Annotated in this window: 13 protein-coding genes; 9 read left to right on the top strand and 4 right to left on the bottom strand. The window is 68.1% G+C overall.

Going from position 1 to position 12,806, the window contains the following annotated elements:
- Positions 1–491: 491 nt before the first annotated feature.
- On the bottom strand, positions 492–3,551 hold the full coding sequence (locus tag AC1DYK_RS17610) for an Rne/Rng family ribonuclease (protein ID WP_478167488.1): 3,060 nt from the start codon (positions 3,549–3,551) through the stop codon (positions 492–494).
- Between the two features lie 201 nt (positions 3,552–3,752).
- Between AC1DYK_RS17610 and AC1DYK_RS17615 the strand changes: the two genes are divergently transcribed.
- From AC1DYK_RS17615 to AC1DYK_RS17635, 5 genes are read left to right on the top strand one after another with little or no spacing between them, the layout of a single operon-like run.
- Complete coding sequence (locus AC1DYK_RS17615) at positions 3,753–4,094, top strand: hypothetical protein (protein WP_478157322.1); 342 nt, start codon at positions 3,753–3,755, stop codon at positions 4,092–4,094.
- Positions 4,091–5,140, top strand: a complete 1,050-nt coding sequence (locus tag AC1DYK_RS17620; RefSeq protein ID WP_478167489.1) for an RluA family pseudouridine synthase — start codon at positions 4,091–4,093, stop codon at positions 5,138–5,140. Before AC1DYK_RS17615 ends, AC1DYK_RS17620 begins: the two co-directional genes overlap by 4 nt.
- Positions 5,133–5,801 (top strand): HAD-IA family hydrolase, encoded by a 669-nt coding sequence (locus tag AC1DYK_RS17625; RefSeq protein WP_478167490.1) that lies wholly within the window; start codon positions 5,133–5,135, stop codon positions 5,799–5,801. The genes AC1DYK_RS17620 and AC1DYK_RS17625 overlap by 8 nt, the downstream gene beginning before the upstream one ends.
- 10 nt (positions 5,802–5,811) lie before the next feature.
- Positions 5,812–6,177 carry a Rieske (2Fe-2S) protein gene (locus tag AC1DYK_RS17630; protein WP_478167491.1) on the top strand — a complete coding sequence of 122 codons (366 nt, stop codon included), beginning with the start codon at positions 5,812–5,814 and terminating at the stop codon, positions 6,175–6,177.
- Position 6,178: 1 nt separating this feature from the next.
- Complete coding sequence (locus tag AC1DYK_RS17635; RefSeq protein WP_478167492.1) at positions 6,179–7,207, top strand: S49 family peptidase; 1,029 nt, start codon at positions 6,179–6,181, stop codon at positions 7,205–7,207.
- A 9-nt stretch (positions 7,208–7,216) separates the two neighbouring features.
- Here AC1DYK_RS17635 and AC1DYK_RS17640 read toward each other — a convergent pair whose 3' ends face one another.
- Genes AC1DYK_RS17640 through AC1DYK_RS17650 form a run of 3 tightly spaced genes read right to left on the bottom strand, consistent with a single transcriptional unit; the run spans position 7,217 to position 9,717 of the window.
- Positions 7,217–8,353: an MFS transporter gene (locus tag AC1DYK_RS17640; protein ID WP_478167493.1), complete on the bottom strand. Its 1,137-nt coding sequence runs from the start codon at positions 8,351–8,353 to the stop codon at positions 7,217–7,219.
- 18 nt (positions 8,354–8,371) lie between these two features.
- Positions 8,372–9,139: an SAM-dependent methyltransferase gene (locus AC1DYK_RS17645; RefSeq protein ID WP_478167494.1), complete on the bottom strand. Its 768-nt coding sequence runs from the start codon at positions 9,137–9,139 to the stop codon at positions 8,372–8,374.
- On the bottom strand, positions 9,136–9,717 hold the full coding sequence (locus AC1DYK_RS17650) for a Maf family nucleotide pyrophosphatase (protein ID WP_478167495.1): 582 nt from the start codon (positions 9,715–9,717) through the stop codon (positions 9,136–9,138). The genes AC1DYK_RS17645 and AC1DYK_RS17650 overlap by 4 nt, the downstream gene beginning before the upstream one ends.
- A 36-nt stretch (positions 9,718–9,753) precedes the next feature.
- Here AC1DYK_RS17650 and AC1DYK_RS17655 point away from each other — a divergent pair, with 36 nt between their 5' ends.
- The 4 genes from AC1DYK_RS17655 to AC1DYK_RS17670 all read left to right on the top strand — a co-directional run bounded on the left by AC1DYK_RS17655 (position 9,754) and on the right by AC1DYK_RS17670 (position 12,802).
- Positions 9,754–10,317, top strand: coding sequence for a YceD family protein (locus tag AC1DYK_RS17655; RefSeq protein WP_478167533.1), 564 nt, complete (start codon positions 9,754–9,756; stop codon positions 10,315–10,317).
- A 176-nt stretch (positions 10,318–10,493) separates the two neighbouring features.
- Positions 10,494–10,676: a 50S ribosomal protein L32 gene (rpmF, locus tag AC1DYK_RS17660; protein ID WP_213959550.1), complete on the top strand. Its 183-nt coding sequence runs from the start codon at positions 10,494–10,496 to the stop codon at positions 10,674–10,676.
- A gap of 96 nt (positions 10,677–10,772) precedes the next feature.
- A complete protein-coding gene (gene plsX, locus AC1DYK_RS17665; RefSeq protein WP_442286406.1) occupies positions 10,773–11,825 on the top strand; it encodes a phosphate acyltransferase PlsX in 1,053 nt (350 codons plus the stop codon).
- Positions 11,825–12,802, top strand: coding sequence for a beta-ketoacyl-ACP synthase III (locus AC1DYK_RS17670; RefSeq protein ID WP_478167496.1), 978 nt, complete (start codon positions 11,825–11,827; stop codon positions 12,800–12,802). The genes plsX and AC1DYK_RS17670 overlap by 1 nt, the downstream gene beginning before the upstream one ends.
- Positions 12,803–12,806: the final 4 nt, after the last annotated feature.

A 12,806-nucleotide genomic window follows, 5' to 3' on the forward strand; every position in this document is an offset into this window, starting at 1 on the left:
AGCTTTAAGCGTGGCAGTGTAACGCTTTACTACTATCGGCAAGAATTTGAACATATGTCGCAGCCCGTGTCGTGTCAACAAAAGCCGTACATCGTCCGCCAAACGGCGTAGGCTGCCTCCCTCTGTCAGGGGCCCGACGAGCCGCCGTGGTGCACTGCAACATCTTGCGGAGAAGTGTAGTCCTTTTGTATGACAAAATGTTAATGCGAACGGGTGCCCAGGTGTTGTTTGCACACGCCGTTTATGATTTTGAGAACTAATACCGAAGTTTTCATCGGTTGGCGCTTTCAGCCCGGTCCCCGTCATCGGCGACTGCGTTGCGCTCAGGCTGGCGCCGGGCCGTGGAGGCCCTCGGAAACGAACGGTGTTGAAGTGAGGAGAGGCCGCGCGAGTGGCGGCCTCGAGGAACGGGCGGCGGGACCGCCGCGCGGGCGGGAGCCGCCCTGGGACCCCTGGGGGAGAGCGGGGAGGCCTTGCGCCTCCCCGTGGCCTCAATGCGAGGCGTTCGCGCCGCGCGCAGCCTCTTCGAAGGGCAGCGCCATCGATCCCAGGTCGCGGCGGGTTTCCACCAGCACCAGCGGGCTGTCGTCGATCACGATCGCCGGCGGGCGCTCGCGGGGCACGTGCACGGGCTTGGGCTCGGCGGCGATGGCGGCGCGGACCTCGGCGATGCGGTCGGCGTCCGAATTGACCCAGTGAAGGCCCGAGCCTTCGGCCACCTGGGCGAGCTCGTCGAGCGGCAGCTCGAAGGGCTGGACCTTCGGCAGCGCCCGTGCGGACGGGGCCTTGGCCTCGACCGCGATGGGCGGCGCCACCGGGGCTTGGACCGGACGCTCCGCGCGAACCGGCACCGACGGAATGTCCGCCTGGACGCTGCGCTCTGCGACCTCGACAGGTGCCGGGGTGGCGTCGGGACTGGCGAGGTTCGCTTCCCCGGCGTCTTCACGCGGACCACGCTCGCGCCGATCGCGTCCGTAGCGGTCGCGTGAGCGGCCGCGGCGTTCGTCGCCGTCGCGGCGCGGCGCGCCTTCGACACCCTGCTCGTCGCCGGTGGCGCCGGTCTCGACCGCGAGGGCGCCGACGGTGCCGGCCTCGAGCATCGAGGCGTCCGATGTGCCCGCCTCGACGGGTCGCGCCGGGCTGTCGTTACGCCGCTCGCGGCGGCCATCACCGCGTTCAGCACGCGGGGGGCGGTCTTCGCCGCGACCGCTGCGTGCGCCACGCTCGTTCGACGCGCCTTCCTGCGCGGCGTCGCCCTGGGCTTCGCGGACCGTGTCGGCGTTGCGTTCGCGCGCACCTTCGCCATTGCGCTCGCCGCGTTCACCGCGTTCACCGCGTTCCCGACGCTCGCCGCGTCCGCGCGGCGCGCGTTCCTGCGGGCTGGCTGCCTCGTCGTTCATCGCCGGGTTCGACGCCAGCGCCTGGCTGTCGAGCTGGAGGTCGGCGTTTTCGGCCGGCACCTGGCGGGCTTCGCCATCGCGGCGCTCGCCGCGTCCGCGACGCTCGCCATCGCGCGGTGCGCGGGCTTCGCGTGGCTCACGCGGCTCACGTGGTTCGCGCGCCTCGCGCACTTGGCTGTCGGTGCGGGCCTCCCCGCGGGCCTCGCGCCCTTCGCGGCGTTCGCCCGAGCGACCGCCGCGGCGCTCACCGCCACGGCCTTCGCCTCGGCCGCCACGGCGCTGCTCGCCGTCACGCGCCGTGCGGGCGCCTTCACCGTCGCGTCCCGCCCGGCCATCGCGGCCTTCGCGGCGCGGCTTCGGCGCTTCCACCGGAATCACCACCGGTGCCGGCGCAGGCACCGGCGTGGCGCCGAACAGGCTCTTGATCCAGCCGAAGAGGCCGGATTCGGCCGATTTGGCAGGGGCTGCCACGGGTGCGACCGGTGCCGGGGCGGGCGCTGCCACCGGCGGGCGCACCGCTTCCGGCTTCGGCACCGCCACCGGGGCCGGCGCGTCGGGCAGCACGCCCTTAATCACCGGGGTCTGCTTGTTGGTCGGCTCCTGCGAACGGCGCGTGACCGAAGTCGGATCCTCGATCTCGTCGGCCATCTTGTAGCTGGCCTCGATGTGGTCGAGGCGCGGGTCGTCGTGCTTCAGGCGTTCGAGCCGGTAGTTGGGCGTCTCGAGCGTCTTGTTCGGCACCATCAGCACCGTCACGCGCTGCTTGAGCTCGATCTTGGCGATTTCGGGGCGCTTCTCGTTCAGCAGGAACGACGCCACCTCGACCGGCACCTGGACATGCACGGCCGCCGTGTTGTCCTTCATCGACTCTTCCTGAATGATGCGCAGGATCTGCAGCGCGCTCGATTCGGTGTCACGGATGTGGCCCGAGCCGCCGCAACGCGGGCAGGGGATCGACGAACCTTCGCTGAGGGCCGGCTTCAGGCGCTGGCGGCTCATTTCCATCAGGCCGAACTTGCTGATCGAGCCGAACTGCACGCGGGCGCGGTCTTGCCGCAGCGCATCGCGCAGGCGGCTTTCGACCTCGCGCCGGTTCTTCGACTCGTCCATGTCGATGAAGTCGATCACGATCAGGCCGCCAAGGTCGCGCAGGCGCATCTGGCGCGCCACTTCGTCGGCGGCTTCGAGGTTGGTGCGGGTCGCGGTTTCCTCGATGTCGCCGCCCTTGATGGCGCGCGCCGAGTTGACGTCGACCGAGACCAGCGCCTCGGTGTGGTCGATCACGATCGCGCCGCCGCTCGGCAACTGCACCGTGCGGGCGTAGGCGGATTCGATCTGGTGCTCGATCTGGAAGCGGCTGAACAGCGCCGCGTCGTCGCGGTAGCGCTTCACGCGGGCTGCATGCTCGGGCATCACGTGCGCCATGAACTGCTGCGCCTGGTCGTAGATGTCGTCGGTGTCGATCAGGATGTCGCCGATGTCGTGATTGAAATAGTCACGGATCGCGCGGATCACCAGCGAGGACTCCTGGTAGATCAGGAAGGCGCCCTTGGCGCCCTTGGCGGCGCCGTCGATGGCGGTCCAGAGCTTGAGCAGGTAGTTCAGGTCCCACTGGAGTTCGGGCGCCGAGCGGCCGATGCCGGCGGTGCGCGCGATGATGCTCATGCCCTTCGGGTACTCGAGCTGGTCCATCGCCTCCTTGAGCTCGGCCCGGTCGTCGCCCTCGATGCGCCGGCTGACGCCGCCGCCGCGCGGGTTGTTCGGCATCAGCACGACATAGCGGCCGGCCAGCGAGATGAAGGTCGTGAGCGCCGCGCCCTTGTTGCCGCGCTCTTCCTTCTCGACCTGCACGACCAGTTCCTGGCCTTCACGGATCGCGTCCTGGATCCGGGCCTGGCTGGCCGAAACCCCTTCGGCAAAGTACTGCTTGGAGATTTCCTTGAACGGCAGAAAGCCGTGGCGGTCTTCGCCGTAGTCGACGAAGCAGGCTTCGAGCGAGGGCTCGACGCGCGTCACGACCGCCTTGTAGATATTGCCCTTGCGCTGTTCGCGCCCTTCGATCTCGATTTCATAGTCGAGGAGCTTTTGCCCGTCGACGATGGCCAGGCGGCGTTCTTCGGCCTGCGTGGCATTGATCAGCATCCGCTTCATGATGCGTTGTCCTTATGTCTTTACGATCGTTCTACCGGTCCATGACGGACCTAACGATGCACGGACGACGTCGCGCGAAACGAAGGAATTGCCGCTCGGCCCAGGCTGCTGGGGTCGCCGCGCGAGCGCGGATGACCGCATCGAGTGTCAGCTCGATGTCAGACGGGGTGGGGGCGCATGGATGGGGGCGAGCCCGAGAGGATGTCGATTCGCTATCTTTTTTATAGCGGTTGGCGCAGTGGTGGCACGCACTTCTGGCGATTCAATGCCTGTGCTCGCCGGCATCAGCCAGCGCAGGATCAGTTGAATCAGCAGCATCAACACAAGGTACTCGCTTCGATCCGCCGGCAGCTTGGAGCCTGCCGGCTGGGTATTCCGTATCGGTGTTTCGTGGGCATCGGCTTGACTCGGGAGCAGGGCCGCCGCCTTGCGCTCTTGCGCGTGGCCTGCGGACGCTGCCTCAAAGCGGCATCGACCTCACAGCGCTTCCTGCAGTGCTCTAAACTTCTGTTTAATCAAGCACTTACAAGACCGCGCTGGTGAAAAACATTATAGGTGCGAAGGCGCCCCCCGCGGCGGCAGAAGTTCGCTTTCTGACGGTCGACGAGGATTCCGCTGGCCAAAGGCTGGACAACTACCTGTTCCGCCATCTCAAGGGCGTGCCCAAGACCCACGTCTACCGGATCATCCGTTCGGGCGAGGTGCGCATCAACAAGGGGCGCGCCCAGGCCGAGTCGCGGCTGGCCGCGGGCGACGTGCTGCGGCTGCCGCCGGTCCGGGTCTCGGCCCGGTCGCAGGAGGGCGGGACGCCGGCCGCACCGGCGCGCGAATTCCCGCTGCTGCTCGAGGACGATGCCCTGCTGGCGATCGACAAGCCCGCCGGCGTTGCGGTGCACGGCGGCAGCGGCGTGAGCTTCGGCGTGATCGAGCAACTGCGAAGGGCGCGGCCGGCAGCGCGCTTTCTCGAACTGGTGCACCGGCTGGACCGCGAAACCTCCGGCATCCTGCTGGTGGCCAAGAAGCGCAGTGCATTGACTGCGCTGCAGGATCAGTTCCGCGAGCGCGAGACCGGCAAGACCTACCTGGCGCTGGTCGAGGGCCACTGGCCGGCCAACAAGAAGGTGCTCGACGCGCCGCTCGCCAAGTACCTGCTGCCGGGGGCCGCAGGGGCCGCCGAGGGGGAGCGCCGGGTTCGCGTGGTCGCCAAGGACCACCCGGACGCGATGCGCGCGGTCACGCTGGTGAAGGTGCTGGCGCGCTTCGCGCTCGCCGGCGATCGGGCGGAGTTCTCCCTGCTGGCGGTCACCATCAAGACGGGCCGGACCCACCAGATCCGCGTTCACCTCGCCTCGGCCGGCCACCCGATCGCCGGCGACGACAAGTACGGCGTCTTCGAGCGCAACCGCATCTTGCAGAAGCTCGGCCTCAAGCGCATGTTCCTGCACGCCTGGCGGCTCCAGTTCACCCACCCCGCGAGCGCCGAGCGCATCTCGCTGCAGGCCGACCTGCCACCCGAACTGCACGCGCTGATGCCCGCCGCTGCGCTCGAAGCACTCGCCACCCATCCTTTTGTCCAAGCCAATGACTGACATCCGACCCCGCCGTTTCGACCTGATCGCCTTCGATTGGGATGGCACCCTCTACGACTCCACGCGACTCATCGTGCGCTGCATCCAGGCCGCCGTGGTCGACGTCGGCGGCGCCAGGCCGAGCGAGAACGACGCCGCCTGGGTCATCGGGCTCGGCCTCGCCGAGGCGCTCGCGCGCGCCGCGCCCGATGTGCCGAAGGAGAAGTACGCCGAACTCGGCGCCCGCTACCGCCACCATTACTTGCAGCACCAGGATGACTTGGTGCTGTTCGACGGCGTGCTGCCGATGCTCGACGCGCTGCGCGTACGCGGCCACAAGCTGGCGGTCGCCACCGGCAAGTCGCGCCGCGGCCTGAACGAGGCGCTGGCCACGGTCGCGCTGCGCGATCGTTTCGACGCCTCGCGCACCGCCGACGAGACTTTCGGCAAGCCGCACCCGCGCATGCTGCTCGAACTGATGGATGAGCTCGAGGTGCCGGCCGAGCGGACGCTGATGATCGGCGACACCACGCACGATCTGCAACTCGCGATCAACGCCGGCTGCGCAAGCGTCGGGGTGAGCTATGGCGCCCACGAGCCGGGCGAATTCGATGCGCTGGCGCCGCTGCACGTCGCGCATTCGGTGGTCGGCCTGTCGCAGTGGCTGGTCGACAACGCCTGACAATCTCGTCATGAGCGAGTGCATCCCCCTGTGCAACGCCGCCGACCTGATCGAGGGCGGGCGGGCCGTGCCTTTCGACGTGATCCACGGCGGCGAGACCTGCCGGGCCTTCGCGGTGCGATTCGAGGGCGTGCCGCATGCCTACCTGAACCGCTGCAGCCACGTCGCGATGGAACTCGACTTCCAGCCCGACCGGTTCTTCGACGACAGCGGGCAGTGGTTGTTGTGCGCGACCCACGGCGCGGTGTACAGGCCGGACACCGGCGAGTGCGCCGGCGGCCCTTGTCGCGGGGGGCTCGTGAAGATCGCGCTCAGCGAGCATGACGGCGTGGTCCACTGGCATACTGCCTGGAACCTCCAGCCCCTGGCCTTTTGACATGACCGAATCCAACCGCACGGAACCCGAGGGTTTCGAGCCTTTCGAGCGCCCCGCGCCGACCCCAACGACAAACATGGCCAAGAACGACCCTGCACAGCAACCGGGCTGGGAGCGCGCGACGCTCGAAAAACTGGCTTTCGCGTCGCTGCGCGAGCAGCGGGCCACGCGCCGCTGGAAGACCTTCGTGCGCCTGAGCTGGCTGGCCTTCTTCATCTTCCTGGCCTGGTTCGCGATGTCGCGTGGCACCCCCGCGACCGCCAAGACCACGGCGCACACGGCCGTCATCGAGATCAAGGGCGAGATCGCCGCCGGCGCCGATGCCAGCGCCGAATTCGTGGTCGCGGCCATGAAGACCGCCTTCGAGGACGACGGCGCCAAGGGCATCGTGCTCTTGATCAACTCGCCCGGCGGCAGCCCGGTGCAGGCCGGCATCATCAATGACGAGATCAAGCGGTTGCGCGCCAAGCACAACAAGCCGGTCTACGCGGTGGTCGAGGAGACCTGCGCCTCGGCCGCCTACTACATTGCTGCGGGGACCGACAAGGTCTTCGTCGACAAGGCCAGCATCGTCGGCAGCATCGGCGTGCTGATGGACGGCTTCGGCTTCACCGGACTCATGGACAAGGTGGGCGTGGAGCGCCGGCTGCTGACGGCCGGCGACAACAAGGGCTTCATGGACCCGTTCAGTCCGATGAACGATGCCCAGAAGGCGCACGCGCAGCAGATGCTCGATCAGATCCACACCCAGTTCATCGATGTGGTCAAGAGCGGTCGCGGCGACCGGCTCAAGACCAGCACGCCCGGGCTTTTCAGCGGCCTGTTCTGGAGCGGCCAGCAATCGATCGAGCTGGGCCTGGCCGACCAGCTCGGCAACGTCGATTTCGTCGCCCGCGATGTGATCAAGGCCGAGGAAGTCATCGACTACACGCGCCGCGACAACGTGGCCGAGAAGCTGGCCAAGAAATTCGGCGCCGCCCTCGGCGACGCCTCGGTGCGCGCGCTGCGCACCGCCCCCGCGCTGCACTAGTCCAGGATCTCAGGAATCGCTGTAGCGCGCCGACACCGCGAGCGCCGCGGCGAAGGCCACCACCAGGTAGAGCGCGTGGGTCAGCGAGCTGACCTGAGCCAGAAAGCCGATCACCGGCGGACCGGCCATGAAGCCCAGATAGGCCGCGGCCGACACCGCCGCGATGCCGCGGGCCGGCTCCACGCCCGGGACCCGCGCCGAGGCCGCGAAGAGGATCGGCACCACGTTGGCGAATCCGACCCCGACGCCAGCGAATCCGATCAATGCGAGCCACGGCATGTCGGTCACGAGCACCACCGTCATGGATGCCGCGGCCAGCAGCGCGCTGCCGCGCAGCAGCACCGCCGGCGCGAAGCGGGCCCGCATGGCATCGCCGCCGAAACGGGCCAGCGCCATCGCCGCCGAAAAGCTCGCGTAGGCGAGCGCGGCCTGCTGCTGCGGGCTGCCGAGTTCCTGCTGCAGGTAGAGCACGCTCCAGTCGTAGATCGCACCTTCCGCGATCAGGCCGAGCGCCGCCAGCAGGCCGAGCAGGGCGAGGGTGCTGCGCGGCAGCCTGAAGCCGTTGCCGGCGCTCGTCGCGAAGGCGGTCGCTTCCCTGGGCAGCATCCAGCGTGCGGACAGCGCGATGGTCAGCGCCATCGCCGCGGCGACGCCGATCAGGTGCCGCTGCGGATCCAGGCCGGCTGCCAGCGCCGCGCCGCCGCTCACGGCGCCGACCATGCCGCCGAGGCTGAACATGCCGTGCATCCCGCTCATCAGCGGCTTGCCGTTGCGAAGCTCGAGCTGCGCCGCCTCGGTGTTGATCGCGACGTCGAACATGCTGGTCACGATGCCAAACGCCGCCAGCAGGCCCAGCAGCGCGGCGTAGGCCGGCATGGCCAGCAGTCCCGCGAGCAGCAGGGCGTAGATGGCGCCGCAGAAACCGGCGGTGCGGCGCGCGCCATGGCGGCCGATCCACCGGCTGGCCTGGCTGAGCCCCAGCAGTGCACCGGCGCCGGCGGCCAGCATCGCGAGGCCCAGCGCCGCCTCGTCGACCCCGTAGTGCGCCTTCACGGTCGGGATGTGCACCCCCCAGGTCGCGAACACGAAGCCCGAACAAAAGAACTGGGCGCGCGAGGCCCAGCGCATGCGGTCGGAAATGTCCATTGCGGTGGACGGGGCCCTTCAGCGGCCGATCGCGAACACGGCCGGCGCGCGCTGGTCGGCCGCAAGCGGCTTGGCGCGCCAGGTCTTCACCGTGTCGCTGCGCACGCTGCAGGTCGCGAGCGTCAGGCCTCGCGCCACGGCCAGCCGGGTGTTGTGCTGCAGCGTTTGCGTCAGCGCCTGCAACAAGGCGGCGTTCCGGTAGGGCGTTTCGATGAAGAGCTGGGTCTGGCCGGTACGCAGGGCCAGCGCCTCGAGTTCGCGGATGCGCTGCGCGCGGGCGTCGGCCTCCTGGGGCAGGTAGCCGACGAAGGCGAAGTTCTGACCGTTGAGCCCGCTCGCCGCCAGGGCGAGCAACAGCGACACCGGCCCGGTCAGCGGGATCACCGTGATGCCGAGTTCGTGCGCGGCTCTGGCGACCGAGGACCCGGGATCGGCGACCGCCGGCATGCCCGCCTCGCTGAGGAGCCCGACGTCGTGTCCTTCCAGCGCAGGCGCGAGCAGCGGCCGTGCGTCGAACTGCCCCGCATGATCGCCCTTCTTGTGGACTTCACGTGGCAACTCCTGGATTTGCTGGGCCTGCAGCGTGGCCGCGAGCGGCACGATCGCATCGATGCGCTTGAGGTAGGCGCGCGCCGACTTGGCGTTTTCGCAGATCCAGTGCGTGATGCCGGCGGCGGTCGCCAGGGTGCCGTGCGGCAGCGACTGTTCGAGGGGCGCTTGCTCCTCGCAGCCGAAATCCAGCGGCGCGGGTACCAGATAGAGTTTTCCGAGAGGAGGAGTGCTCACAGCAGGTCGACTCCGGCGGCCCGCAGCATGCGGGCGGTGCGAATCAGGGGAAGACCCACCAGCGCCGTCGGATCGTCGCTGTCGATCGCCTCGAGGAGGGCGATGCCGAGGCCCTCGCTCTTGGCGCTGCCGGCGCAGTCATAGGGTTGCTCGGCGCGCAGGTATTGCTCGATGGCCGCGTCGCCCAGCTGTCGGAACACCACCCGCACCGGCGCCAGGTCGCGCTGCGCGAACCCGGTCGCCTGGCAGACCACGGCCACCGCGGTCTGGAAGATCAGCGTCTGGCCGCGCATCCGCCGCAACTGCTCCGTGGCGCGCGCGTGGTCGCCGGGCTTTCCCAGCGATTCGCCGGCCAGATCCGCGACCTGGTCGGAGCCGATCACGATCGCTTCGGGAAAGTGGCGAGCGACCGCGCTCGCCTTCTCGAGCGCCAGCCGTTCGGCCAGGGCGCGCGGCGATTCGAGCGCCAGTGGCGTTTCGTCCACTTCCGGCGCCTGGACGTCGAAAGGCAGGCGCAGGCGCGTGAGCAGCTCGCGGCGGTAGCGGGAGGTCGAGGCAAGAATCACTTGGCGTTGCATGGGCCGATTGTGCGTGAGCGGTTTAGACTGGCGCGGATGACCAAAGAATTTGCTCCCCGCCGACTCGACGTGAACGGCTTTGCCGAGGCGGCGGCGACCCTTGCTGGAAACGACCCGCTGGCGGGTTTCGAGCGCCTGAGCGCCGAACTGGCCGACCCGTCCGCAGACGCGACGGTCCGCTGGGAGGCCGTCGGCCAGACCCGCAGCGGCGCCGACGGTGCGCCGGTCCCGTGGCTGCACCTGGCGGCGCAGGCGAGCGTTCCGCTGATCTGCCAGCGCTGCCTCGCGCCGGTCGACATCGGCCTGAATGTCGACCGCTGGTTTCGCTTTGCGGCCGACGAAGCCGCCGCTGCCGCCGAGGACGAGGCGGCCGACGAGGATGTGCTGGTTGCCAGCCGCGATTTCGACCTGCATGCGTTGATCGAGGACGAACTGCTGATGGAGCTTCCGGTCACGCCGCGGCATGAGGTGTGCCCCAAGCCGACCCGGATGTCGGCGGTCGACCCTGATTTCGATTCCGCCGAAGCGGCTCGCCCCAACCCGTTCGCGGTGCTCGGGGCCTTGCGTTCCGGCAAGCCTGACAAGCCCGGGAAGCCCTGATTCCAGTCTCGCCGCTTGGGGTGGTTGGCCTTGTTGCCGCGCATGGGCTATAATCATGGGCTTCGCGCGCGCCGCTGGGCATGTTTTCGAAGAGAGTTCCGGTTTTTGGCCGAACTCTCCGGAGCATGAACCGCCCCGCATGCCCACCAACCCACCCAATACTTCCAGGAGCCAGCATGGCCGTCCAGCAAAACAAGAAGTCGCCGTCGAAGCGCGGCATGCACCGTTCGCACAACGCGCTCGACGTGCCCGGTATCGCGGTCGAGCCGACCACCGGCGAAACCCATCTGCGTCACCACATCAGCCCGAACGGCTTCTACCGTGGCCGCAAGGTCCTCAAGACCAAGTCCGAAGCCTGACTTCCGTTCCAAGGCCAAGGCCCGAAGCTACTTATTGCGTAGCGTCGGGCCTTTGTTTTGATGGTCACGCCTCCAGTATTTGTTCCTGCGCCGTCCGTGATCACGCTCGCCGTTGATTGCATGGGCGGTGACCATGGGCCGCGCGTCACGCTTGCGGCCTGCCGCGCATTCCTGGAGCGTCACGCCGAGGCGTCGCTGCTGCTGGTCGGCGCGCCGGCCGCGCTGGCGGGCTTCTCCCACCCGCGCGCCACGATCATCGGCGCCAGCGAGGTGGTGGGCATGGACGATCCGATCGAGGTCGCCCTGCGCAAGAAAAAAGATTCCTCGATGCGGGTGGCGATCCAGCAGGTCAAGGATGGCGCCGCCCAGGCTGCCATCTCGGCCGGCAACACCGGCGCCTTGATGGCGATTGCGCGCTACCTGCTCAAGACACTCGACGGCATCGATCGGCCCGCCATCGCCCCCCAGTTGCCCAACAGCAAGGGTGGCGCCACCACGGTGCTCGACCTGGGTGCCAATGTCGACTGCGACGCCGAAGACCTGCTGCAGTTCGCGGTGCTGGGGTCGGCGCTGGTTTCCGCGCTCACGGGCAACGAATCGCCCAGCGTCGGCCTGCTGAATGTGGGCGAAGAGGCCATCAAAGGCAGCGAAACGATCAAAAAGGCGAGCCAACTGCTTCGAAAAGCAGCCAATTCGCAGGATTTGAACTTCTACGGTAACGTCGAAGGCAACGACATCTTCAAGGGCACGACCGACATCGTCGTCTGCGACGGCTTTGTCGGCAACGTGACATTGAAGGCGACCGAAGGCGTGGCCTCGATGATCGTTGACTTCCTGCGCATCGAGTATTCGAATGGCATCTTCAGTAAATTTGCGGCGATCGTTTCCTATCCGGTCCTAAAAGCGCTCAAACGTCGCCTGGACCATCGCCGTTACAACGGCGCGGCCTTGTTGGGCCTGCGCGGCCTGGTGTTCAAGAGCCATGGCTCGGCCGACGACGTGGCTTTCGGCCATGCCCTCGATCGCGCTTATGATGCCGCTCGCAACAACCTGCTCGACCGCGTGCGGGCCCGCATCGCCCACGCCGCGCCATTGCTTGCGCGGCAAGACCCGGCGGCGCCGGCCGACGCACCGGCGCTCCACGTCTGATGACCCCTTATTCCCGCATCACAGGTACCGGCAGCTTCCTGCCGCTTCGCCGAGTGACCAATGACGACCTGGCCAAGGAACTCGCCGCCCGCGGCATCGAGACCTCCGACCAGTGGATCATCGAACGCACCGGCATCCGGGCCCGCCATTTCGCCGCACCCGAAGTCTCGACCAGCGACCTCGCCCTGGAGGCGGCCAGGCATGCGCTGGAGGCCGCCGGCCGCAGCGCCAGCGACATCGACCTGATCATCGTCGCGACCTCGACGCCGGACATGGTGTTCCCCTCGTCGGCGGCGATCCTCCAGCACAAGCTCGGCATCGCGGGTTGCGCGGCGTTCGACGTGCAGGCGGTCTGCAGCGGCTTTGTCTATGCGCTGACCGTGGCTGACGCCATGATCCGCACCGGCAGCGCCAAATGCGCATTGATCGTCGGTGCCGAAGTGTTCTCGCGCATCCTCGACTTCGACGATCGCACCACCTGCGTGCTGTTCGGCGACGGCGCCGGTGCGGTGGTGCTGGAGGCCAGCGCCGAACCGGGCATCCTCGCCAGCGACCTGCATGCCGACGGCAAGCATGTCGGGATCCTCTGCGTGCCCGGCCACGTGTCGGGCGGCGAGGTGCTCGGCAAGCCGTTGCTGCACATGGACGGCCAGGCCGTCTTCAAGCTGGCGGTCCGAGTGCTCGAGGAAGCCGCGCGCGCCACGCTCGCGAAGGCCGGCAAGACCGAGGCCGACATCGACTGGCTGATCCCTCACCAGGCCAATATCCGGATCATGGAAGGCACGGCGAAGAAACTGAAGCTGCCGCGCGACAAGCTGATCGTGACGGTCGACGAGCACGGCAACACCTCGGCAGCCTCCATACCGCTGGCACTGGATGAAGCGGTGCGCTCGGGCAAGGTGAAGAAGGGCGACACGCTGATGCTGGAAGGCGTCGGCGGCGGCTTCACCTGGGGCGCGGTGCTGTTGAACTATTGATAGA

The sequence above is a fragment of the Variovorax sp. P2_H12 genome, from assembly GCF_056403395.1.

What these genes read in the sequence shown, in the direction of transcription:
- AC1DYK_RS17670 (WP_478167496.1), top strand. Translation starts at nt 11,825, where the DNA reads ATGACCCCTTATTCCCGCATCACAGGTACCGGCAGCTTCCTGCCGCTT.
- AC1DYK_RS17635 (WP_478167492.1), top strand. Translation starts at nt 6,179, where the DNA reads ATGACCGAATCCAACCGCACGGAACCCGAGGGTTTCGAGCCTTTCGAG.
- AC1DYK_RS17625 (WP_478167490.1), top strand. Translation starts at nt 5,133, where the DNA reads ATGACTGACATCCGACCCCGCCGTTTCGACCTGATCGCCTTCGATTGG.
- AC1DYK_RS17615 (WP_478157322.1), top strand. Translation starts at nt 3,753, where the DNA reads ATGTCGATTCGCTATCTTTTTTATAGCGGTTGGCGCAGTGGTGGCACG.
- AC1DYK_RS17630 (WP_478167491.1), top strand. Translation starts at nt 5,812, where the DNA reads ATGAGCGAGTGCATCCCCCTGTGCAACGCCGCCGACCTGATCGAGGGC.
- AC1DYK_RS17640 (WP_478167493.1), bottom strand. Translation starts at nt 8,353, where the DNA reads ATGGACATTTCCGACCGCATGCGCTGGGCCTCGCGCGCCCAGTTCTTT.
- AC1DYK_RS17610 (WP_478167488.1), bottom strand. Translation starts at nt 3,551, where the DNA reads ATGAAGCGGATGCTGATCAATGCCACGCAGGCCGAAGAACGCCGCCTG.
- AC1DYK_RS17650 (WP_478167495.1), bottom strand. Translation starts at nt 9,717, where the DNA reads ATGCAACGCCAAGTGATTCTTGCCTCGACCTCCCGCTACCGCCGCGAG.
- AC1DYK_RS17655 (WP_478167533.1), top strand. Translation starts at nt 9,754, where the DNA reads ATGACCAAAGAATTTGCTCCCCGCCGACTCGACGTGAACGGCTTTGCC.
- rpmF (WP_213959550.1), top strand. Translation starts at nt 10,494, where the DNA reads ATGGCCGTCCAGCAAAACAAGAAGTCGCCGTCGAAGCGCGGCATGCAC.